Origin of the sequence: Leifsonia xyli subsp. cynodontis DSM 46306, from assembly GCF_000470775.1 — a bacterium.
GTDB classification, from domain to species: Bacteria; Actinomycetota; Actinomycetes; order Actinomycetales; family Microbacteriaceae; genus Leifsonia; species Leifsonia cynodontis.
The window spans coordinates 1,711,391-1,732,387 of record NC_022438.1 but is presented as its reverse complement, the minus strand read 5'-3'; the positions used below and the strand labels follow the sequence as shown (position 1 = coordinate 1,732,387).

22 protein-coding genes and 7 pseudogenes are annotated in these 20,997 nt (G+C 63.9%); 15 read left to right on the top strand and 14 right to left on the bottom strand.

Annotated elements, in window-relative coordinates; all coding sequences use genetic code 11:
- Nucleotides 1-217 precede the first annotated feature (217 nt).
- The 5 genes and pseudogenes from O159_RS14540 to O159_RS08275 all read left to right on the top strand — a co-directional run bounded on the left by O159_RS14540 (nucleotide 218) and on the right by O159_RS08275 (nucleotide 2,803).
- Nucleotides 218-562 carry a hypothetical protein gene (locus O159_RS14540; RefSeq protein ID WP_144267616.1) on the top strand — a complete coding sequence of 115 codons (345 nt, stop codon included), beginning with the start codon at nucleotides 218-220 and terminating at the stop codon, nucleotides 560-562.
- Nucleotides 563-634: 72 nt separating this feature from the next.
- Nucleotides 635-883: a hypothetical protein gene (locus tag O159_RS08280; protein WP_021755336.1), complete on the top strand. Its 249-nt coding sequence runs from the start codon at nucleotides 635-637 to the stop codon at nucleotides 881-883.
- A gap of 41 nt (nucleotides 884-924) precedes the next feature.
- Nucleotides 925-1,182, top strand: a pseudogene (locus tag O159_RS14535) (transposase); the annotation flags it as partial.
- 920 nt (nucleotides 1,183-2,102) lie between these two features.
- Complete coding sequence (locus O159_RS15020) at nucleotides 2,103-2,279, top strand: hypothetical protein (protein ID WP_169725677.1); 177 nt, start codon at nucleotides 2,103-2,105, stop codon at nucleotides 2,277-2,279.
- Nucleotides 2,280-2,494: 215 nt separating this feature from the next.
- The gene (locus tag O159_RS08275; RefSeq protein ID WP_169725676.1) at nucleotides 2,495-2,803 is read left to right on the top strand and encodes a hypothetical protein; all 309 of its coding nucleotides are present in this window, start codon (nucleotides 2,495-2,497) and stop codon (nucleotides 2,801-2,803) included.
- A 92-nt stretch (nucleotides 2,804-2,895) separates the two neighbouring features.
- Here O159_RS08275 and O159_RS08270 read toward each other — a convergent pair whose 3' ends face one another.
- The gene (locus O159_RS08270) at nucleotides 2,896-4,038 is read right to left on the bottom strand and encodes a hypothetical protein (protein WP_021755334.1); all 1,143 of its coding nucleotides are present in this window, start codon (nucleotides 4,036-4,038) and stop codon (nucleotides 2,896-2,898) included.
- A 542-nt stretch (nucleotides 4,039-4,580) separates the two neighbouring features.
- Here O159_RS08270 and O159_RS16285 point away from each other — a divergent pair.
- Nucleotides 4,581-5,096, top strand: coding sequence for a carbonic anhydrase family protein (locus O159_RS16285; RefSeq protein WP_021755333.1), 516 nt, complete (start codon nucleotides 4,581-4,583; stop codon nucleotides 5,094-5,096).
- A complete protein-coding gene (locus O159_RS16280; RefSeq protein ID WP_021755332.1) occupies nucleotides 5,060-5,374 on the top strand; it encodes a carbonic anhydrase family protein in 315 nt (104 codons plus the stop codon). Before O159_RS16285 ends, O159_RS16280 begins: the two co-directional genes overlap by 37 nt.
- 450 nt (nucleotides 5,375-5,824) lie before the next feature.
- Here O159_RS16280 and O159_RS16830 read toward each other — a convergent pair.
- The 7 genes and pseudogenes from O159_RS16830 to O159_RS08250 form a co-directional block, all read right to left on the bottom strand.
- Nucleotides 5,825-6,088: pseudogene (locus O159_RS16830) on the bottom strand (carboxypeptidase regulatory-like domain-containing protein); the annotation flags it as partial.
- 27 nt (nucleotides 6,089-6,115) lie between these two features.
- Nucleotides 6,116-6,211: pseudogene (locus O159_RS17000) on the bottom strand (IS5/IS1182 family transposase); the annotation flags it as partial.
- Between the two features lie 52 nt (nucleotides 6,212-6,263).
- Nucleotides 6,264-7,205, bottom strand: a pseudogene (locus O159_RS08260) (IS30-like element ISLxc3 family transposase); the annotation flags it as partial.
- Between the two features lie 411 nt (nucleotides 7,206-7,616).
- Complete coding sequence (locus O159_RS15775; protein WP_236609455.1) at nucleotides 7,617-7,820, bottom strand: carboxypeptidase-like regulatory domain-containing protein; 204 nt, start codon at nucleotides 7,818-7,820, stop codon at nucleotides 7,617-7,619.
- Between the two features lie 73 nt (nucleotides 7,821-7,893).
- Entirely contained in the window at nucleotides 7,894-8,247 is a 354-nt protein-coding gene (locus tag O159_RS15770) for a carboxypeptidase-like regulatory domain-containing protein (RefSeq protein WP_052323488.1), read from the bottom strand.
- A 16-nt stretch (nucleotides 8,248-8,263) separates the two neighbouring features.
- Nucleotides 8,264-9,049 (bottom strand): hypothetical protein, encoded by a 786-nt coding sequence (locus tag O159_RS15765; RefSeq protein ID WP_236609454.1) that lies wholly within the window; start codon nucleotides 9,047-9,049, stop codon nucleotides 8,264-8,266.
- A gap of 52 nt (nucleotides 9,050-9,101) precedes the next feature.
- Nucleotides 9,102-9,299, bottom strand: a complete 198-nt coding sequence (locus O159_RS08250; RefSeq protein ID WP_021755331.1) for a hypothetical protein — start codon at nucleotides 9,297-9,299, stop codon at nucleotides 9,102-9,104.
- Between the two features lie 157 nt (nucleotides 9,300-9,456).
- Here O159_RS08250 and O159_RS08245 point away from each other — a divergent pair, with 157 nt between their 5' ends.
- The 4 genes from O159_RS08245 to O159_RS08230 all read left to right on the top strand — a co-directional run bounded on the left by O159_RS08245 (nucleotide 9,457) and on the right by O159_RS08230 (nucleotide 13,252).
- On the top strand, nucleotides 9,457-10,737 hold the full coding sequence (locus tag O159_RS08245) for a SufS family cysteine desulfurase (RefSeq protein WP_021755328.1): 1,281 nt from the start codon (nucleotides 9,457-9,459) through the stop codon (nucleotides 10,735-10,737).
- Nucleotides 10,734-11,174, top strand: coding sequence for a Fe-S cluster assembly sulfur transfer protein SufU (sufU, locus tag O159_RS08240; RefSeq protein ID WP_021755327.1), 441 nt, complete (start codon nucleotides 10,734-10,736; stop codon nucleotides 11,172-11,174). Before O159_RS08245 ends, sufU begins: the two co-directional genes overlap by 4 nt.
- Before the next feature lie 369 nt (nucleotides 11,175-11,543).
- Nucleotides 11,544-12,836: a quaternary amine ABC transporter ATP-binding protein gene (locus O159_RS08235; RefSeq protein ID WP_021755326.1), complete on the top strand. Its 1,293-nt coding sequence runs from the start codon at nucleotides 11,544-11,546 to the stop codon at nucleotides 12,834-12,836.
- Nucleotides 12,833-13,252, top strand: coding sequence for an ABC transporter permease (locus O159_RS08230; RefSeq protein ID WP_021755325.1), 420 nt, complete (start codon nucleotides 12,833-12,835; stop codon nucleotides 13,250-13,252). Before O159_RS08235 ends, O159_RS08230 begins: the two co-directional genes overlap by 4 nt.
- Nucleotides 13,253-13,354: 102 nt before the next feature.
- Here O159_RS08230 and O159_RS08225 read toward each other — a convergent pair.
- Nucleotides 13,355-14,353 (bottom strand): annotated as a pseudogene (locus O159_RS08225) (IS481 family transposase).
- A gap of 184 nt (nucleotides 14,354-14,537) precedes the next feature.
- On the opposite strand from O159_RS08225, the gene O159_RS13280 reads away from it, so the two are divergent.
- The 4 genes and pseudogenes from O159_RS13280 (at nucleotide 14,538) to O159_RS16275 (ending at nucleotide 18,395) form a co-directional block, all read left to right on the top strand.
- Nucleotides 14,538-15,257 (top strand): hypothetical protein, encoded by a 720-nt coding sequence (locus O159_RS13280; protein WP_021755324.1) that lies wholly within the window; start codon nucleotides 14,538-14,540, stop codon nucleotides 15,255-15,257.
- A 7-nt stretch (nucleotides 15,258-15,264) separates the two neighbouring features.
- Nucleotides 15,265-16,140, top strand: a complete 876-nt coding sequence (locus O159_RS14050; protein ID WP_144267612.1) for a peptidoglycan-binding domain-containing protein — start codon at nucleotides 15,265-15,267, stop codon at nucleotides 16,138-16,140.
- Nucleotides 16,141-16,398: 258 nt separating this feature from the next.
- A pseudogene (locus O159_RS16825) lies at nucleotides 16,399-16,626 on the top strand (ATP-binding cassette domain-containing protein); the annotation flags it as partial.
- Nucleotides 16,627-16,688: 62 nt separating this feature from the next.
- On the top strand, nucleotides 16,689-18,395 hold the full coding sequence (locus O159_RS16275; RefSeq protein WP_144267610.1) for an ABC transporter ATP-binding protein/permease: 1,707 nt from the start codon (nucleotides 16,689-16,691) through the stop codon (nucleotides 18,393-18,395).
- A gap of 430 nt (nucleotides 18,396-18,825) precedes the next feature.
- Here the strand turns inward: O159_RS16275 and O159_RS08215 are convergent, their stop codons facing one another.
- From O159_RS08215 to O159_RS16265, 5 genes and pseudogenes are all read right to left on the bottom strand, one after another.
- Nucleotides 18,826-19,101: a hypothetical protein gene (locus O159_RS08215; RefSeq protein ID WP_021755323.1), complete on the bottom strand. Its 276-nt coding sequence runs from the start codon at nucleotides 19,099-19,101 to the stop codon at nucleotides 18,826-18,828.
- A gap of 156 nt (nucleotides 19,102-19,257) precedes the next feature.
- Entirely contained in the window at nucleotides 19,258-19,836 is a 579-nt protein-coding gene (locus tag O159_RS08210; RefSeq protein WP_021755322.1) for a hypothetical protein, read from the bottom strand.
- A 184-nt stretch (nucleotides 19,837-20,020) separates the two neighbouring features.
- Nucleotides 20,021-20,182 carry a hypothetical protein gene (locus tag O159_RS15750; RefSeq protein ID WP_236609453.1) on the bottom strand — a complete coding sequence of 54 codons (162 nt, stop codon included), beginning with the start codon at nucleotides 20,180-20,182 and terminating at the stop codon, nucleotides 20,021-20,023.
- Complete coding sequence (locus O159_RS16270; RefSeq protein WP_269078337.1) at nucleotides 20,182-20,604, bottom strand: AI-2E family transporter; 423 nt, start codon at nucleotides 20,602-20,604, stop codon at nucleotides 20,182-20,184. Before O159_RS16270 ends, O159_RS15750 begins: the two co-directional genes overlap by 1 nt.
- A gap of 202 nt (nucleotides 20,605-20,806) precedes the next feature.
- Nucleotides 20,807-20,986, bottom strand: a pseudogene (locus O159_RS16265) (AI-2E family transporter); the annotation flags it as partial.
- Nucleotides 20,987-20,997 lie beyond the last annotated feature (11 nt).

The following is a 20,997-nucleotide window of genomic DNA, read 5'->3' as shown; positions in this document are numbered from 1 at the left end:
ATCAGGCCACCAGTTAGCCACCGAAACTGGAACCCTTTTCGTGGGGCAGGTCAAAATGACGCCTACCCATGCAGCAGACCCGACTGTGTGGTTGCTATTTTGCCAACAGTGTGCTAATACAAGTCCCATGAATGTCATTTCCTCCGCTGTTGAGTCTCCGTCCCGGGCTAAGTCTCTGGTTGTGCGCCGGGCGAGGTGGGGAGCTGCCCTTCTGGCAATGCTTGCCGTCACCGCATATGGTGGCGCGCCTGCGGCTTTCGCCGACGCGGCTCCTGCCCATTCCAACCATCTTCTGGTTCGGACCTACCTCGATTCGGCTACCCGAGGGCCCAACGGGATCACGCTCACAGGATGGGCGCAGCCTGGCTCTCGTCTGAAGACCACGAATGATCCGAACGTCGGATGGTTCGACCCGGAAGGTGGGAACGTCTACGCGAATGCGGACGGATCTTTCACACTGGTCACTTATCGTCTTATCAACGGTGAAGCAGCAGTCAAGTCCTTTGACCCGAAGACAGGACAAGCGATCAGCGAATCCAACCATCTTCCGGTGACCTCATAGAAAAACTGCTATGAGCCGCTGGAGGGTTGCCCGCGAGGTTCCCGCTGTGGCGAAGTCGTTCGCCTACATTGGATGATTCTTGTCGATCTGAGCGTTTCGGGCGAACCAGTACGGGTGTGTGGCGTTTCGGCTTCCATCTCGGACATGTGGGCGTGGACGCTGTGGTGCTACGCAACCGACGACGGCATGTTCAATGGGTGCTGGGATGACCAACTTGGGCAGTTCCGCATGCTCTACGACTCGGACAGCCTGCTCGGGTGTTTCCTGGAGATGTTGGCGAAGCTGCGGCTGTCGAGCGGTGAAGCTGGACGACTTCGATGATGACGATGGCAGCACCGCTGGTCACCGCCGTAGGCGGAAGGGATAAGGCTTACGACAACCGCCGCGTCCGCTGTTACCTGCGTTGTCGTGGGATCAAGGCACGCATCGCACGAATCGGAGTCGACTCCAAACAGTGACTGGGTAAACACTGTTGGGTAGTCGAACGCACCATGGCCTGGATCCTCGCCTTCCGGAAACTCGCCACTCGCTACGACCGCACCGCCTCAACGATCACGGCGCTCGTCGCTCTAGCAATCGCGATCACCAGCGCCCGCAAACTCACCAAAAACGACTACTGAAACCATCTCTTAGCTTCGACACAACCAGCCCGGCAAGTCGCCGCCGGGGCCAGACAACTCCGACAACCCGGAGCCCGCTAACAGTGACACAGACAGGTGTGCTCGAATGGCGGAACGAGCATGCCGAGATTCTCAGGCCGCCTACTTCGAGTGGGCGCGTCGGCCCGTTGGAAGGAATCCGTGCAGCGGTCTGGTTCGCGGTTCAGACCGATCGGAGTGATTCCAATCTCGGCGCCGTCTGGGCAGCGCCCGATCCTCGCCTGACCTACGGCGCTGAAACGAATGGATGGAGTGTTCATCCATCGTCATGTTTTCGCTCGTTGACGATCACCGCACAAGCTGGCTCGCCGGAACCGGCCGAACGCGAACTTGTGCCCTATCTCGCGCTTCCAGAGGGAACGACTTCTCAGCTCTGGGATTGAGATACGGGATGGCGCATCGTGGATGAGAAGGCGCGAACGTGGCGCGCGTGGACACGTCGATGTCGGATCCTCACATCGGCTGGGACAATCCAGATCGATCCGGCCCAGGGCGACTCACCAGAAATTCTTCTGCGGGCTGGGGCGTTCGGAGTCGTGGTCGCGATGTTCGCTAGGCTGAGCCCCGAAGGCGGGGTCGCTAGCTCGCGGCTTCATCACCATCCCTGGTCCACTGCCTCAAGACTCGCGCACCGCCAACCAAACCCCTCTTAGCAGTGCCCTGCTTCCCGGCTTTCTCCGGCTGTGAATCTATGTATCAGCGCTGGGCAACAGAAAGTGCGAATCTCTCATAGGTGCTCCGCGCATCGCCTCCAGCGCGGCTGACGGCGGGATGACGGCGTGGTCATCGACGAATCACTGTCGTAGTAGAGCTGCTGGTGCCGAAGAGCTCTGGGGACGCAAGAACCTGCTGATGTCGGCAGGCCGCTCTACGAGACGACGGTGCTCTCGTTCGAGCAGGTCGTGGTCAGGTCGAACGGCAAGGTGCTCAAGCCTCGCAAGGAAGACCTCAAGAAGCATCCTGGAATCGGGCGAGGCCGCAGGAAGATCGTCCGTGTGACGCAGCGCGCGATTGAGAATGCCGAGGACCTGATGAGGCAGTTCTCAGGACTTCGTTGACCGGAAGTTCGGTGCCGATCTGAGGATCACGCAGCCAATTCGAGTGACTGGATCGTCGGCTGCCAATGCGCTTGCCGAGAGTTCACCTCCGCATTCAAAGTGAGTTTCTCGACTACAGGCGGTCAGAGGCGGGTGTCTTTCATGCAACAGCGGATTTTGCACTTGTCGGGATGCTTCCAGCCGCCACGCTTGTCATTCTGCCAAGCCACCTGCCCGTGATCGCGGAGGTCGTCGCCCCCTCGCCGGAGGAGCGGGCCTGGGTGGCCGCGGTGCTCGCCGCTGTCGGTGACGGCGGCGACGGCCTCCCCTCGGGTGAGATGGCCTATACGGCGATGATCGGCCGGGCTCGCGCGGTCTTTTGGCCGCCGATGACCGGACACTGGCACACCGCCCGTCCCGTCACCGGCGAGGACCGCCGTGTCACTATCGTCCCGCCGCAGAGCTCCTGGCCGGCTCCGGGGCTGTGGCGCTCCCCGGCTCGGCGATCCGCATCGCTCATCGCGGTGCGGATCGCGGGTCTCTGAAGCGCCCGCGCCGACGATGGCGTCGGCTCCGCGCACGACAGCGGCGGGACGATCGAGTCGGCGGTCATGCGCATGGCCTCGGTTGAGATAGGTTACCCTCGCCGAGAACGGTTTCGCGCCTTCGGGAGGGAACGCATCGCCTCCCCGGCCGATTCTGGCGTATCGCCCTTCGATGTGAACCCGAGCAGTTCAGGAGCCCTGACGCTCACGGAACCGATCGCTACGCGGTTACGGCCGGTGGCGGCGAGGCTTCTGCGCTTGGCGGGGAACTGCGCGCCTTTCAGGGCGCTCCCGGCCAGACTCGGCACCGGCCCAGGACGCGATCCCACGCGGTGTCGCAGTCCGGGATCATGAGGGGGACCGGGGAGGTGACGAGCGACACGGCGGCCGGGTCGGCCGGCGCCGTTCACCTTCATGAACACCACACCGAACGCCAGCAGCGCGGCCGCCAGCACCACGACGGGGAGCATAACGCCGAGTCCTGTGAAAGGCAGGTCGATACCGGGGGCTATGGCGCGGTCTGCGGACGAGACGGCCACGTTCAGCCCTTTCATCGTGGGCGATTGCGGGGAGAAGGCGGTGCCGTTGTTGCTCTGGTCGGTCGGTGCGCTCACCGCCGATGGGGCTCTCTTGGCCATCGGGACGCTCTTCCGCGTCGGCGCGCTTCTCACGAGGGGGGCGTTGTTCGATCTCGGCGTCCCGCTCACGAGGGGGACGTTGTCCGGCTCCGGGGTGCCGTTCGCCACGGGTGCGGTGACCGGGTTCGGGGTGCTGTTCGATATCGGGACGCCCCGCGACTTCGGGTTGCTGTCCGACTTCGAGGTGTCGTCCGACTTCGGAGGCGTGCTCGGCGTGGGCGTGCTGGAGCCGTCGGTGGTGGGCTTGCACACCGGGGGCTCACCGCCCTCGCCGTAGTGGTAGTTTGTGCTGCCGTACTGCACCCACACGATGCACTCGCCGGGGGCCAGGTCGATGGGCAGGAATGTCTTGCCGATGAAGGCGCCGCCCGGCTGATTGTTGTTCGGATCGAAGTGGACGCCGACGCTGCGGAGCGTCGTGCGGTAGTTCACGTGCCCGTTCGCCGGGAAGGTGCTCCCGTCTGTGAGAGTCACGCCGGCGGAGGTCACGCTGTAAGGTGCGGCGGCGGCGTTGGCGGCGACGTTTCCGCTCGCTACGGTGGCCCCGAGCACGGAGAGGGCCAAGCTCCCGTGGATCAGGATGCGGTACAGGCTCATGCCGCGACTTCTCCTTCACATAGGCGGTGCAGGTATAAGGGGGATTCGAGTCGTGGTGTGGACGGGCCGAGGCTTTCCTCAACCATCGTCTTCCTAGGGGACCACGCGTACTCGCGTTCAATTTCCATCGCGTCGCCGGGTCGTTTCCGGCTCGCGCTAGATCGAAAGAATAGCGGTAACGACGAAACAGGGGAACTGAAAGTTAACGAAGGTCAAGGGAGTGCTGCGCCGTCGGCTCTCTGTGAGCGGTCCACTCGCCGAAGGGGCGCAGCGGGGACTGCTGAGGGGAGGCGCGGCCAGCGGCTGGTGAAGCGCCCTTTCCGATCGTGCTTGCGCACGCGTCGCTGTCGATGCGCTCTCGGCTCTCGCCGAGGTCGGCCGGGCGCGCGGCTTTCCCTGTTGCAGGGTCCTCGGGCGGTGCGGATCGCGCTCGCCTCCTCCATCCCTTCGCCGCAATTCGTCAACCGTGTAAAACGCTCCAGAAATATAATGTATTTTGAGTTTGCAACTCAAACATCAATGAACTAACGGGAGCAAAATACATGCATACTCGTCCTGTCTGCCGTCTCGCTGCCTTTGCCGCCGCCGCCACCGTTGCGATCGGTCTCGCCGGGTGCGTCAGCGCTTCGAGCACCTCCACACCCACCCCGACATCGTCCAGCTGGTCGTACAGCGGCGAAGACGGACCCGCCCACTGGGATGCGGTCGCGAAGGCATGCAAGAAAACTGCGGAGGCGCACGAGTCGCCGATCGACATCAAGACGTCCACACTCGTGACGGATGCGGCCGCGACCCCGGTGAAGACGCACTACGCACCCGCGGCCTTCCACCTGGAGAACAACGGCCACACGATCGAGGCGGTCGCAGACGACACCTCCGCGAACACGATCGAACGGGACGGCACGACGTACTCGCTGCAGCAGTTCCACTTCCATGCGGACAGCGAGCACACCATCGACGGCAAGCACGCGGCGGCTGAACTCCACCTGGTTCACAAGTCCGCATCCGGCGAGGTCGCCGTGTGCTGCTGCAGGAGGGCGCGGCGAACGATGCCCTGAGCCAGCTGTTCTCCGAGATCCCGGCCGAGCCCGACGAGGAACGGGAGTTGACAGCTCCGATCGACCTGAACGCTGTGCTCCCGGCCGGCTCGGCCAGCGCGCAGTACGACGGCTCGCTCACCACTCCGCCCTGCACCGAGGGCGTGCGCTGGAACGTCTTCCTCACCCCGGCGACGGTGTCGGCCGCGCAGCTGGCGGCGTTCACCGCGGTGTACCCGGACAACAACCGGCCGGTGCAAGGGCTGCACGGCCGTGAGGTCGCCAAAGTCACGGAGTAGACAGCGGACCCGCGGAGGGGAGGGTGGGAACAGGCGGTCACCTGTTCCCACCCTCTCCTTTTGCGTGGCCGGGCTCAATCCTCGGTGTCGCGCTGGCCACGATCCTGCACGAGGCGGCGGGCGATCGAAGAGGAGAGCGCGACCGGTCTCCACGGCGATCAGGCGTGGCGTCGCGATGTCCCGCTGACCGCCGGACGCTGACCGCGCCGGAGGGAACGGGAGGCGACGAGGACCGTACCGCCGCTCGCCACGAGAATCCCTGCCAGCACAGCACCGGGGACGCTGCCGGGGCTGTCCGAACCCGTGTCGGCGAGTTGCCCTCCGGAGCCGGTCGCTGCCGTGCTGGGCGTTCCGTCTCCGCCGCCCGCGTCGGCGGGGGCTGCGGCGCCGGTGGGTCGGGCACGGCGGCGAGCGTGAAGTCCTGGCCGGTGACGGCCTCCCCTCGTCTGTGATCGTGACCGTGCGGGTCGTCGCGCCGATGGCCTCGAACCCGGACGGCGGGGCCACGGTGACGGTGTAGCTGCCGGCGATGAGCTCTCCGAGCGAGTAGCCGCCGTTCGTTCCGGTGGTCAGGGTGGTCGTGCCGTTCGGACCGGCGATGGTGATGGTCGCACCGGAGACCGGCCCGCTGCTCGTGCTGACCTCGCCGCCGATCGCACCCGTTTTGGCCAGTGCGAAATCGACGCCGCCGACATCGTCGGTCGACAGGGTCACCGTGCGTGAGGACGGGCCCGACACGGTGGGGCGGATTCTAGTGGTCGTTGCAACACGACGATTAGCTGGTAGGTAGTTTAGCGAGGCGCTGGGCTGGGGTTTCCCAGCCGAGCGTTTTGCGTGGGCGGGTGTTGAGTTCGTGTGCGACTCGGGCAAGGTCCGCGGGCGAGTGCTGTGAGAGGTCGGTGCCCTTCGGGAAGTACTGCCTCAGCAACCCGTTCGTGTTCTCGTTAGAACCGCGCTGCCAGGGCGAGGCTGGGTCGCAGAAGTAGACGTCCATGTCGGTGGCGATCGTGAACGTCTTGTGGGCGGCCATCTCCGCACCCTGGTCCCAGGTCAGCGACTTCTTCAGTTCGGCCGGCAGGCCGCTCATCGTCCGAATGAGGCCATCGCGGACGGTCTCGGCAGCGTGGTCGGTCGGGAGGTGGACGAGCATCACGAACCTGGTGGTTCGCTCGACGAGGGTGCCGATCGCGCTGGCGTGGTCAGCGCCGATGATGAGATCGCCTTCCCAATGCCCTGGAACAGCACGATCAGCGACCTCAGCGGGGCGCTCGGAGATCATGAGCATCGGGTCGACGAACCGCGAACGACGTGCGTTGGTTCCCCGGTTCGGTCGGCGACGTGCGCGCCCGGTACGCAGCGCTGTCGCGAGATCACGGCGCAGCTGGCCGCGTCCTTGGAGATAGAGCGTCTGGTAGATCGTCTCGGTCGCCACTCGCATCCCAACGTCGTCCGGGAACTGACGGATCAGGGCTCGAGTGATCTGCTCGGGAGACCACCGCAACGCCAGCTTCGACTCAACGAAAGCACGCAACCGCAGCTCTGTCACCAGTCTTCGCGGCTTTGGCCGTGGGCGACGCTTCGCCGAGTAGCGATGTGCTGCGAAGGGGTGATAGATCCCGGTCGAGGACCGGTTCCGGGAGATTTCCCGACTGATCGTGGATGGCGACCGCCGCAGCTGGGCGGCGATGCTCCGCAGTGACAACCCATCGCGGAGGAGATCCCGGATCTGCTCACGTTCCTCCAGCGAAAGGAACCGCGGATCGAGCTTCCTCTCCAGCTGAAAGATCGCCGCCGGCGAGATTGTCTCGGTGCCGTCAAGAAACGTCGTCATACCTGTTTTGTAATCGACGACCCGACCATCTGGGTAATAGCGGCGATGAGCGGTCTTCCGGACACCGTTATCCCAATCCCGTGCCGTGCGGATGTTCACCCCGACGGCAGCCGCTGCTTCGCGACGCGAGATGCCATCGCGTCGCAACTGGAAGTAGCGTTCCTTTCCTGGATGCGGACCAGTCCCGGTTTTCCCCTGGCTGCGCAGGCCGGCCTTCCATACCCACGTCCCGCAGGTCGCCGGGTTGAACCCCAACTCACGCGCCGCGATCGTGATGCTCCCACACGCCTCGAACAACGCGAAGAACGCGTCCTTATCAGCCTGCGTGAAACAGCGTCGATCCCTCGAATAGCTCCTTAAACGGGCCACGGTCGTTACAACTCCCAGAAAGTCCAGGTGTTGCAACGACCGTTAGAACCCAAGTGGTTCCGTTCCGGGTGGGGGCGAGACCTCGACGGAGTAGCCGCCGGGCGGGAGCTTCGGGATGCTGTAGCTGCCGTCCGCGCCCGTCACCGCGCTGCCGCTGCCGCTGGGCCCGGTCGCGGTGATGACCACGCCCGCGACCCCGCCGTCCGCATTCGTTACGGTGCCGCTGATGCCCGGGTCGGCGCGCACGACGAAATCCACGCCGGTGATCGGCACTTCGGTGCCGGCTGGAACGGTGACCGTCTGCGCGCCGGTGACCGCTTCATAGCCCGGGGGGAGCGGTCACGGTCACCGTGTGCGGGCCGACGGCGGCCTCGTCGAACAGGTAGGTTCCGTCGGGGCCGGTGGTCAGCGTGGCGCCGGCATCGAGCTCGACGGTCGCCCCCGCGACGGGAACGCCGTTCGTGTCCCGGACGGTGCCGCCGATGGCGACGGGGACGATCGGGCGGATGGAGAAATCGACCACGGCATCCGATGCCGAGAGGTCGGCGGGCTTGGTGGCCGGGCCGGCCGCGATCATCCCGGATGCCGGTGTGACCGAGACGGTGTAGCCTGCGCTGGCCTGCACGGCCGGGAAAGAGTAGGCGCCGTCCGCCCCGACGGTCGCCTGCGCCACGACGGCGCCGTTCGCATCATGGAGAATGACGATCGAGCCTGCGGGGGAGCCGGAGGACGCCGTGACCGTCCCTGTCAGGCTGCGGGCGAGGGAGGCGAACCAGGTCTGGTAAACGGGGAAGCCTTTGCGCTGGGCGTAGATGGAAGGTGAGAGACGTGATGGGCGCGCTCGGCTCGAACCAGCCGGCGCTTCCGCTGGTGTCGATGCCCTCGGCATTGCCGACGAGCGTCTGGGTGGCCGGGTTCCAGGTGGGGATGTCGTCCGGGTCGCCGGTGCATGACGGCTTAGCGGGTATGCCCGGCGCGCAGTAGTTGAAGCCGCCGCGGTAGCCGAGTTGCGCCGTCGTCAGAGGAACGCCGTTCGGGCCGACGGCGCGCACGGTCACCTGGTCTGCGTCGATGTCGCCCAGCACGAAAGCCCAGCCGGATGTCGGCGTCGGCGCGGCGAACGAATAGGTGGTGGTGGAGGGCGCGGTCGGGGTGTCGGCCTTGGGGCGGAGGTTCAGGTAGGGGTGCCCCTGGCTGGAACCGTATTTCGCGCCCGGCGGCGTACCCGCGGCGAGCCAGACGGACGTCCCGGAGATCACCCCGATCTGCCCCTGACGGGAGTCGGTCGTGACCGTTGCGGCCATCGGCGGAGTGCTCGCGACCTGAACCGTGAAACTCTTCGGTCCCGTGGTTCCCCAGCCCGCCCAGAGACCGGTCGTGGCCGCGTCGGCGGAACCGCTCGGCACCGCGACGGCGAGACCCACAGCGGCCGCGGTGACAACGGCTGTCACCATGAGAAACAGACGGAAACTCACATCTGGAAGCTACGCCTGAAATGAAGAATAGTACAGCATGCATGTAGGCGGGTCAGCGACCGCGCCGTCGTCTCAGCCCGAAGCCGAGGAGAACGCCGCCGCCGATCGCTGCGAGCACCCCCAGGCCGCGGACCGCCCACTGCATATCCCCGGTCAGCGCATCGACCAGCAACGGCCCGGCGAACCCCGCCACAACGAGCAGGACGCCGCCTACGAAGAACCAGGGGGAGCCGTTCGTCCGTTCGACCATGCTCCGAGCCTAATCGGCTGCGCTCGGATGCGGGCTTTCCCCGCTCGGCGGACGGCACGCCGAGTTCGCCCCTGTCACGCTTGCGGATCGCGCACCACTTGCGGTGACTTCAGCGCACGGCGGTATTGCAGGAGGCCCGAGTAGTGTTAGAAGTCGTATGCGCACCGACACTCTCGACCCGTTCCGGCTCCGCGCGGACTTCCCCGTCTTCGACCGCGAGGTGAACGGGCATCCCTTCGTCTACCTCGACTCCGGCGCCACGGCGCAGAAGCCGCGGCAGGTGCTGGAGGCCGAACGAGCCTTCGCCGAAAGGCACACCTCGGCCGTGCATCGCGGCGCCCACACCGTCGCGGGCGAGGCGACCGAGTTGTTCGAGAAGGCCCGCGCGCGCGTCGCCGGCTTCGTCGGGGCGCGGCCGGACGAACTCGTCTGGACGTCCAACGCCACCGAGGGCATCAACCTCCTGGCGTACGGGATGTCGAACGCTTCTCTCGGACGGGGCGGACTGGCCTCCGGGCGCTTCCGTCTCGGTCCGGGCGACGAGCTGGTCGTGACCGAGGCCGAGCACCACGCCAACCTCATCCCTTGGCAGGAGCTCGCTGCCCGCACGGGCGCGACCCTCCGGGTCATCGGCCTCACCGACGACGGCAGCCTCCGCCTCGACCAGGCCGCCGAGCTGATCGGTCCGCGTACCCGCGTCGTCGCTTTCGCCCACGTCTCGAACGTCCTCGGCACGGTCGCGCCGGTGGCCGAGCTGGTCGCTCTCGCCCACGAGCACGGAGCGCTCGTCGTCCTGGACGCCTGTCAGTCCGTTCCGCACCTCCCCGTCGCCTTCCCGGCTCTGGAGGTCGACTTCGCCGTCTTCTCCGGCCACAAGATGCTCGGTCCCACCGGGGTCGGCGCGCTCTACGGCCGCCAGGAGCTCCTCGACGCCCTCCCGCCGTTCCGCACCGGGGGATCCATGATCACGACCGTGACACTGGACGGGGCCGAATACCTTCCCGCGCCGCAGCGCTTCGAGGCGGGCACGCAGCCTGTCTCCCAGGCGGTCGCCCTCGCGAGCGCCGTCGACTACCTCGACGCGGTCGGGATGGCGGCCATCGCTTCCCACGAGGAAGCGCTCGGCGCGCGCCTGCTCGCCGGGCTCGGGGAGCTCGACGGCGTGCGCGTCCTCGGCCCCGGCCCGGGGACCTCCCGCGTCGGGCTCGTGAGTTTCGTAGTGGATGGCATCCACGCGCACGATGTCGGGCACTTCCTCGACGACCGGGGCATCGCGGTGCGCGTCGGCCACCACTGCGCGCAGCCGCTGCATCGCCGGTTCGCCGTCACGGCCTCCACCCGCATCAGCACCTACCTTTACAACACGGCGGACGAGGTGGACGCGGCGGTCGCTGCTGTCGCCGACGCCCGTGCTTTCTTCGGAGTGATCGAGTCATGAGCGATCTGCAGAGCCTCTACCAGCAGGTCATCCTCGACCACGCCCGCGAGAAGCACGGGTTCGGTCTCCGCGAGGGCGACGCCGCGCGGTCGCACCAGTACAACCCGACCTGCGGCGACGAGGTCACGCTCGCCGTGCATCGGGGGACTGGCGGACGCATCCACGCGATCAGCTGGGAAGGTCACGGCTGTTCCATCTCCACCGCGTCGGCGTCGCTGCTGAGCGACCTCGTCCAGGATGCCGACCCGGCCGAGCTGCGCAGGGCGGTCGCCGCGTTCCGCGAGCTGATGCAGTCGAAGGGCACGCTGGACGGCGATGAGGAGGTGCTCGGGGACGCTGTGGCGCTTGCCGGCGTCTCGGAGTACGTGACGCGCGTGAAGTGCGCGATGCTGCCGTGGGTCGCGCTGGAGGACGTCCTTACGAAGGCCGGCGCCTGACACTCCCTCGACGCTGGTGCCCTCGGTCGTGTGCTCGCCGGTCGTGTGCTCGCCCTGACTGAGCCCCTCCCGGTGCCCGCCCCTCGATTCGCGATCGTTGCCTGAGGGCTGATAGCGTCGAAGGCGTCCCGGGATGCCGCCAGGCAGCGTCCGGGGCCCCGAACCCAGCCCGCGAGCCGGGCCGTGCGGCCGCATCCGTGGCCCGGCCCGGAACGTACGGTCTGCCGGCGTGGGCGCACCCCGATGGTCGTGCCTGCGTAGGGATTCGCGCGGAGAGCCCGTGCTGGAGTCCTGTTCTCTCCGCCGCACGCCGTCGACCCGGGCGCAACCACTGAGCGCGTGCCGTCCCGCGCGCGCCGCGGAGAACAAGTGAGCGAATCCATCGCCGTCGAGGCGACGAAGGTGTTCAAGGTGTTCGGACGCAAGCCCACCGAGGCCGTCCGGCGCCTGCGCGAGGGCGCGAAGCGCGCGGAGGTGACGGCGCTCGGAACGGCCGCCGTCATCGACGCGTCGCTGGCCGTCCGGCGCGGGGAGATCTTCGTCGTCATGGGCCTGTCCGGTTCGGGCAAGTCCACCCTCATCCGCCTGCTGAACGGTCTGCTGGAGCCGACAGCGGGAGAGGTGGCCGTCATGGGCACCACGATCACCGGCCTGGCCGGCAAGCGACTCCGGGAGGTGCGGCAGCGCCATATCTCGATGGTCTTCCAGCACTTCGCCCTGATGCCGCACCGCACTGTCCTCGACAACATCGCCTTCGGCCTCGAGGTCAAAGGCGTACACGTCGCGGCCCGTCGCGAGAAGGCCGAAGAGGTCCTCGAGCTCGTCGGTCTCGGCGGCTGTGGCGGCAAGCTCCTCGGCGAGCTCTCCGGTGGGATGCAGCAGCGTGTCGGCCTCGGCCGTGCGCTCGCCGCCGACACCGACGTCCTGCTGATGGACGAGGCGTTCTCGGCGCTCGACCCGCTCATCCGGCGCGAGATGCAGGAGCAGTTGCTCGAACTCCAGGCCAAGCTCGGCAAGACGATCGTCTTCATCACCCACGACCTCAACGAGGCGATGCTCCTCGGCGATCGCATCGCCGTCATGCGCGCGGGCCGCATCGTCCAGACCGGGACGCCGGAGGAGATCCTGACCGACCCGGCGAACGATTACGTCGCCAGCTTCGTCCAGGACGTCGACCGTGCCCGTGTGCTCACCGCCGCGAGCGTCATGGAGCCCGCACGCTCTCTCGTGACCGTCGCAGGCGGACCCCGCGTGGCCATGCGCACCATGCGCGACCTGCAGACTTCGGCCGCGTTCGTCGTCGGGCAGGGCTGGACCCTGCTCGGGGCCGTCCGCGACCACGACGTGATGCGCCAGGTCCGCGAAGGGCGCGGGGACCTCACGGAGGCGATCGACAGCGACATCGCCTCCGTCTCCCGCGACGAGGCGCTCAGCGAGCTGGTCGAGCCGTCCGTCGGCAGCGCTCTGCCGCTGGCGGTGGTGGACGAGCGCCATCGCCTGCTCGGCGTCATCCCGCGTGTCACCCTGCTCGCGGCCCTCGGCAACGTGACGAGCGACACCACCGAGATCCCGGTCGTGGTCGAGCCGCCCGCGACCGTCTCCGCGGATGCGATGACCCTGGCCCTGAGAGAGTCCGCCGGGACTGTGAGGGCGAGCGCATGAGCCTCCGTCTCCCGCTCGGCGATGTGGCTTCCCGCGCCGTCGATGTCGTGACCGTCGCCCTCGGCGGCCTGTTCGATGCCGTCCGCGCTGTCTTCGCCGGCCTCTACGCCGGGGTGGACTGGCCTCTGCAGACCCCGCCGCTCTGGGGCGTCATCCTCCTCTTCGCGATCCTCGGCGTGTGGCTGCGCGGCTGGGTCTTCGGTGCGGGGACGGTGGCCGGGCTGCTCCTCATCGCCAGCGTCGACCAGTGGGCGAACGCGATGGACACCCTCGCGCTCGTCCTCGTCTCCGCCGCACTGCTCTCCTCTCTCGAGAATGCGTTGTTCAACAGCGGCGCCGACGCTCGGGGCTACGACCGGATCGTGGAGAAGTGGATGTCCGAGCACGCGGACTATGTGCGGTCGCTGACCGACTGACAGCGGCTTCTCCCGCTCCGCTTCGTCGCACGATGGGAGACCTCCGCCGGCGGGCCGTCGAGCCCGGCCGGCGACCGGGGCCGGCCGCTCGGGCCCCGGGCTCTAGGTGTGTTTCTCAGGGACGTTGGTCAATCTGCTGATGGGTGGCTGGCTGCCGATGGCGGTGTGGGGCCTGTGGTGATTGTAGGAGTGCAGCCAGGCCGGGAGTGCGTTGCGGCGGGCTGATTCGGAGTTGTAGTGCCGGGCGTATGCCCAGCCGTCGGCGAGGGTGCGGTGGAAGCGTTCGATCTTGCCGTTCGTCTGCGGATGGTAGGGCCGGGTGCGTTTCGGTTGGATGCTGAGCTCGGCGCAAGCGTCGCGCCAGGCGTATGAGCGGTATGCGGAGCCGTTGTCGGAGAGCACCTGTTCGACGGTGACGCCACGGCTGGCGAACCAGCCGACCGCTCGACGCAGAACAGCGATTGCAGTGGCGGCGGTTTCGTCGTCGTGGATCTCGGCGTAAGCGACACGGGAGTGATCGTCGATGACGGTATGAACGAACGCTGTGCCGGTGATCATGTCGCCGGTGATCCCGTGTTTCCCGGTCCGCTTCGCGGTGATGGCCTTGTTCCGCTCTCCCTGGAGACGTCCGACGTAGCGCCAGCCGCCACCGTCGGGGATGTTGCCGAGTTTCTTGATGTCGACGTGGATCATCGATCCGGGATGCTCGTGCTCGTAGCGGCGGGCGGGTTCGCCGGTGCGGACGTCGACGTGGCTGGGCCGATTGATCCGGCACCGGGAGAGGACCGTGTGAACGGTCGAGGCGGGCATGCCGAGCTGGGCGCCGATACCGACTGGTCCCAGCCGCTTCTTCCACCGCAGATGCACGACCTTGCGGACCAGTCTTCGCGGGGTCTTGTTCGGGCTGTGATGCGGCCGTGACGAACGGTCCAGCATTCCCGCCTCGCCCATCTCCACGTAACGACGAGCCCATCGGTCCGCGGTGCGTCAGGACACTCGGAAGTAGGTCGCCGCCGCAGCAACGGACCAGCCGTCGTCGACGACTTGGCGGGCCAGGCGGAGGCATTCGCGAGGAGTCAAAGCAGCATTAGCGTGGGTCACGAGGACCTCCTAAGTCATCGAGTGCAGGGAAACTAGACAGCCCCACTCTCGACCGGGAGGTCCTCACCCATCTATCGCGTCACACCTCAACCAACGTCCCTGAGCAGCACACCTAGGGAAGATCACCAAGGACCCTAGCGCGACCGCCAGCCTCGATCGCAGCACCGGACAGATCATTACCCCTTTGTCCGAGTACGATCTCTTCGATACGCCCGAGGACATGGCAACAGTCAATCGCGCTCTCTATCTGGACATTGCTCAATGCATGAACGAGAAAGGGCTCCCGTACTCCGGAACAATGAAGGAAAACAGGCTTCCGGATGACAGAGATTTTGGATTGTGGTTCGAGGACAACGCCGAAAAGTTCGGTTTCGATAATGAGCCGAGCAAAGTCCAAGAGGCTTTTGACTTTGATAGAGAGGAAGGCGGGGCGAACTGGGATGAGGCTGAAATTGCGTGTGCGGACTTGTCAAAAGCCAAGCCAGCGGTTCAGGCGTTTCAGCCTCCACAAGATGAACTGACAGACTCCCTTGTGCCCAGGATTCGCACCGAGGCACTGCTCGCCGCGCAGGAAGACGAAGCCTGGCAGAAAGCAAAAGAAACATGGGGAGCCTGTCTGAAGACAAAGGGCCTGGCTCCGTCTCCGGGGGAAAATGACTGGGTCTCGGTTGAGTCCAAGAGCTTTCTTGATCAAGAAGACTTGCAGAGCGATGAGGTTGTTCGACTCGCAGTCATTGAGGCAAAGTGCAATGACGAAACTCGCCTAACTCAAAAGCTTGCGGATCTTGTTGCTCAGTACCAGTTGCCGCTCATTAGGCAGAACCAGGCGGCAATCAATGAGTTCAAGGAACTCAAACAGAGCAGGCTCGCCGCCGCCAGAGAGTATAGTGCGACGCACGGATGATTCATCTATGACAGCAGATGGTGGCGAAACCAGTCCAAAGAGTGGGAGCTCTCTGCAAAGAGTGCGCCGAAGAGGAACACTCTTTGCTGTTGGCTTCAGCGTATTGGCACTGATTGGCGCCTCCTTTGTCGCGGGTCGATTCACAACCCCGCCAGACCGAGTGGTGATCGAGCAAGCGCAACAAAAAATAGACGTCTATGTTCGCCGTGCCGGAGTCCGCGTACGCGCAGATTCTCGAATTGTCTATGTCGCCGAGGTTCAAGAACCAATCAGCGTAACGATGACACCACAGGCAGTCAATGAAAAGATGGTTGTCCGAATGGCAGTATCGCCTGGTGACGCGTTGCAACCCGGCGCACTTATTGGTGTCATCGGAGGATTTCCCTATTTTGCTCTTCCCGGATCGTTAGCACCGTATCGCGATTTAGCAGCAGGCGACAAAGGTGATGACGTTAAAATGTTGCAAAACGCGCTGAATATGTCTGGCTACCAGGCCGGAGAAGATGGCGTCGTCGGACGAATGCTGTTCAACGCTGTTGCCGCGATGTATAAGGCAAATGGCGTCGAAGGGCACTCCTGGAGCCTCATCTCGACTGCTCAATTTGTGAGCGTAGAGGCTATGCCAGCAGCTGTTCTGAGTGTTCCAAAAGTTGGCTCCTTGCTTGGAAAGGACAATCCGCTGTTAACGGTAAGTTCCGGCGCCCCTTTCCTCGCCCTGAACGCCAACTCAACGTTGATTCGAGAATTGACAGTTGGAACTGAACTCCGTGCTCAAGTGAACGGCGAACTGACTGCCGTAGCAGTAACGAATGTAGCCAATACGTCCAGTTCGGACAAAAAAGAATCGGGAGAAGAAAAAAGCCAGGCAAGTCAATTTATCTAGCTCCGGTCGACACGAATACTCCGCTAAACATTGGTGAGAAGATCAGGGTTTTCGGTCCCGGTTCGGAGAAAAAGGGCTTGCTGTTCCTACGGTTGCAATCCTTGAAGATAACACGGGAACATATGTGTGCCGAAAACTGACAGGTGACCAGAAACCTGATTCTGATCGGGTACCGGTCAAGGTGCTCAGCAGCGGCGGAGGCTGGAGCCTTCTTGAAGAAGGCAAGATTGCTGTCGGAGACAATGTTCGAGTATCCCCATGACGAAACGAACGAAGGAGCGAGGCCGTAGTGATCTCGTCGGAAGCAGAGAGACCACTGCTCTCATTGAGTTTCGTGACGTAACGCGCTCCTTTGCCGATGACGGCTCCGTTGGTGTGAAGAAGGTGTCTTTCGTCGTGCAGCAGGGTGAGTTCATCGCCGTCACCGGTCCATCAGGCGCGGGGAAGAGCACACTGCTTAACATGCTTGGAATGCTCGATCGAATTGATGGCGGCGAGTATTTCTCAAGGGTGTCAAGGTCAATTCCTTGTCAGAGAGCCAACGCAATATGTTGCGTTCTCGTGAGCTTGGGTTTGTTTTTCAATCCTCGTTCGTCCTTGGAGATGCTCCGACCCTTGAAAACGCGGCATTGGGTCTTCGCATACAGGGGATGCCGATTCGTGAACGCGGTCGCTTGGCCGAGATAGCTGTTCGTAAGCTTGGACTTGGTCAGAAGACTGAAACTCTGTCGAGGTTGTTGTCAGGTGGGGAGCGTCAGCGACTTGCAATTGCTAGAGCGATCGCAACGGTACCTTCGGTAATTCTAGCGGACGAGCCGGCCGGCAACTTGGATTCGAAAAATGCTTCTCTTGTCATGGAGCACCTGCGTGAGTTGAACGCTCAAGGGGTCACGGTGATCCTCGTGACGCATGATGCTGAGATTGCAGCCACAATTCCCAGGCGGATCAGAATCGTTGATGGACGCATCGAGTCAGATGAGACTGATCTGCAAGCAAATGCTTGCTCTCTGGATCGAGATACCTATGCTGAATCACGTGCCACATCTCGAAAATTCGTTGTGAGCAAAGAGCGTCTGCTTGATGATTTGGCGGATGCGTTTTCTGCGCTTACCCAGAAAATTGGACGCGCTTCTCTCCTCGTGCCCGCTTTTACTCTTGGCATCGCGGGAGTGGTTAGTGCAATCGGTGTGAGCGAAAGCGCAGCGGCTCAAGTGTCGGCTCGTCTTTCTGAAGCTGCACTTGATGAGGTACGTGTTTTTCTGCCAGCAGATGGCGATCTGCTCGGTGACGGTTACGAAAAGCTTGAAGGCTGGGTTGAGCGTGCTTCATCAGTGGCTTATGTTGACTCGGTCGCATATGAAGCGCGTGCGCCAGCAAAGTCAGTCGGGATCTCAAGATTTTACGACGACCGCAGCCAGGAGAATACCTCCGAACTGTTCCTTATGGCTACATCGTCAAACTACCTTGATGTTGTCGGCTCAACTGACAGGCTCATTTCAAAAAGCTTCAGCTCAATCAACGATTCTGCCGTCAGAAACGTCGCCTGGGTTGTAGAAGAGGTTTCAAACAAGCTGGGTGTGCCTCAGCCAGGGCCGGGTTCTTCTCTATGGATAGGCCAGCAACGCGTTGAAGTGACCGGTAGCTTACACTCCCTCGAACGAGCGCCACACCTCAACCGAACTGTGATTGTCTCACCTGACGTAGTTGCCGCATCCAGCGAACTGCAAGTTATGCTGATTGTCAGAACTCAGGAGGGCTTTCCTTCTGCCGTGGCGGAGGCGCTTCCTCTTGCGATGGATCCATCAAACCCTGGCCAGTTTTCGATTGAAACTGTTGCCGATCTCAGGGATCTGAGACACGGTGTGAGCAATGATCTCGGGGCTTTTGTCGGGATGCTAGCGATTGTTGTGCTGGTTCTTGTGTCCATTAGCGCAAGTGCGACGATGTATCTCTCGGTTCAGTCTCGGACAGCTGAAATCGCATTAAGAAGAGCTATAGGGACAAGCCGGGCGGCAGTTGGAAGGCTTTTCCTTGCTGAGGGAATGATTATTGGCGTGATCGGCGGGGCGCTTGGAGGTTTTCTGGGAACCGCCGCAGTGATAACTGTTTCCGTGGTGCAAGGATGGCCACAAATACTCCCGCCTTATTTGGTGCCAGCCGCAATGATAAGCGGTGTCGCCGCAGGGTTCTTGAGCGCGTTGATTCCTGCACTATCTGCATCTCGGAAAGACCCGGCAACTGCGATTCGGGGCTAGATCTGCGTGATCTTGCGGTCCTACAGAAAGGGAAACCCATGAGCAGGAAGAAGAGAACCGACCCTTGTAACCACAATGTCACCATCGACGTTCGACGCTGAGCCTGACAGCTTCGGGAAGGAGCTTTACCCCGCCCATATCTCGCCGATGAGAAGATCACCCAGAAGAAGATTTCCCAGCTGTTCGCGCATCTGTCGGCTGAAGGCTTCGAGCCCCTGGGGAACACCAGCAAAAAGCCTGGTCATATTTAAATCTGACCAGGCCTTCTTGTTTGCCTGGTGACTTTTCGGAGAAAATCCGCTCTTGCTCGCGGTTTCCCGAATGACTCTTCGAGCGCTGCTGTAGCATCGAGGGCCTTGGCCGATTGATTCTGACGAGGCTGCAGTTCAACGCCGTCGTTCCGGTGACCAACGGCGACGAAGGGGACGGATCATCGCCCGGGCCGTCCGAGTCTGAGCACTGCGCGCGCGTCGGAGGACCAATCTCGTTTGAGGAAGACCCGGCCGATGTTCACACGGGAGGACGTGGCCGCACGAACGACCTCCGCGTCGGTCGTGCTCGTCGGAAGCACGGCCCCGACCTCCCAACCGTCAATGTAGACGGTCACGACGAACATGCCGTTCTCCAGACGCCTCGGCACCAGGGCCGCTTCGAAGAACCCCGAGTGGACACCCGCCGCGTCCAGCAGTTTCTCGCGCGCAGGCACTCGTTCGGTGGAAGGATGCAGTTCTGTGCGTAAGAGTGCCCCGCGCCAGTGCCTTTTCACCATGGAACCGCACCATACACACCGGCCCGAGGCGTGACCAGAGGGGCGACCCGGTCGAATCGCGGATGCGACGCCTTCGTGTGGCGGCGCGTTCGCTCATTCGGCGTGTGCCTCATCCGTGGGCCGAGAGTCGTCCCTGTGGTCGCGTGTGTACGTCTCGGGCTGTGTTTCGATGGTGACCTTCGTGAGTTCGGGCGAGAACGCGAACAGCTTCCCATCCTGTTCTCCCACCCACCACACGGAATCGCAGAGCTTCGTGAAAGCGGGCTCGGTGGTGGGCCACCAGTCGGCCTTGATGGTCGGTGCGTTCCGCCAGGTCAGCTTCTGCTCGTCGCTGTTTTCGTCGCTGCTCTGGACGGTGGCCTCCGGGCGGGCGGGCCTCTGCGTCGCATGCCAGTCCTGGCAGGAGCCTGCCGGGAGCATCGCGGCGGTGGCCGCCATCGTCATGATCCGCTCGTCGCCGGTGGTCCGCATCGCCAGGAAGATGTCTTTGGCCCCGGCTGGAACCCAGCTCGGAGTCCCTTTGCCGGTCTCGGCTGCGGCTTTCGCGCCGGCTTCCCCGGTGCTGAATGATCGCTGAAGAGTGTGGCCGTTCCCCCGCTCCTTCAGGGAGTCGTTGAGATCGGGCGATCCGCAGCCGGAGAGGAGGACGATGGCGCCGCCGCCGATGGCCAACGCTGCGAGCGAGCGATGTGCGAGTTCATACCGACGAGCGTAGAGCGATCGAAGACAGCTCACATCAACCGGCGGATGGAGATGCGCTCCGTCGAGCGAACGAGGAATGTCTGCTTGGGCGGCGTCGCGGCTTTTCCCGGCCTCGCGACGTCCTGACAGCCGCTCGGGACTTCGTCCGCCGTTTCTAGGTCCGTTCTTTCCTCGGCATGACGACCTCTTTGATGATGAGGATGACGCCCGCCGAGGTCGGGATGGCGACGAGCGCTCCGGGCAGGCCGAACAGCGTCGAGCCGGCGAGGGCCGAGATGAGCACGATGGAACCCGGGACCTGCACGGCCTTGCCCATCACCGGGGCGTCATGATGTATGCCTCAAGCTGCATGTAGATCAGCATCAGCACCAGAACGACGATGCCGCTGACCGGGGAGTGGATGAAGGCCAGCGCCGACATGGCGATGGTGGTCAGTACTGTTCCGATGAGCGGGATGAGAGTGATGAAGAAGGCGGCCAGGGCGATGAGGAAAGCGCCGGGGACGCCCGTGGCGAGAAGCAGGAGGAGGCTGTAGACGGCGTTGAAGAAGGCGAGGGCGACCATCCCGCTCAGGTACTTGTCGAAGTTCTTCAGGATGCGCTCGGCGTAGCTCTCGAACTGTTCCCGGTGGGAGTGGCTGATCAGACGGTACAGCGACTGCTTGGTCGTGTCGTAGGAGGCGATGAAGTAGATCGTCAGGATGGTGATGAAGAAGCCGGTGGCGAAGGCGTTCAGCACCGAAAGTCCCAGCCCGAGGAGACCGCTGCCGACGCTGGCCCAAGTCTGCGGGTTCTTCGCCTGGTCTGCGATCCAGCTGAGCGTCTGGCCGAGGACACCGTTGCTCGTGGCGTTCGCACTGTCGAACCAGCGCTTCTGAGCGCAGCCTCGCGATCTCGTGCGGGACGACCGTGCTGAGGAAGCCGATTTGCTCGACGATGAGTGGGACGACCACCCAGACGATCGCGACCAGGACGGCGACGATCAGCAGGATGACCGTCACGATCGCCCACGCCCGCTTCATCCCTCGCCGCTGGAACCATCGGACCAGCGGATCGAGGCCGACGGTCGCGAACATCGCGAGGAACACGGAGAAGATGATCGAGCGCAGGCCGTAGAGCATCGCGCCGGTGA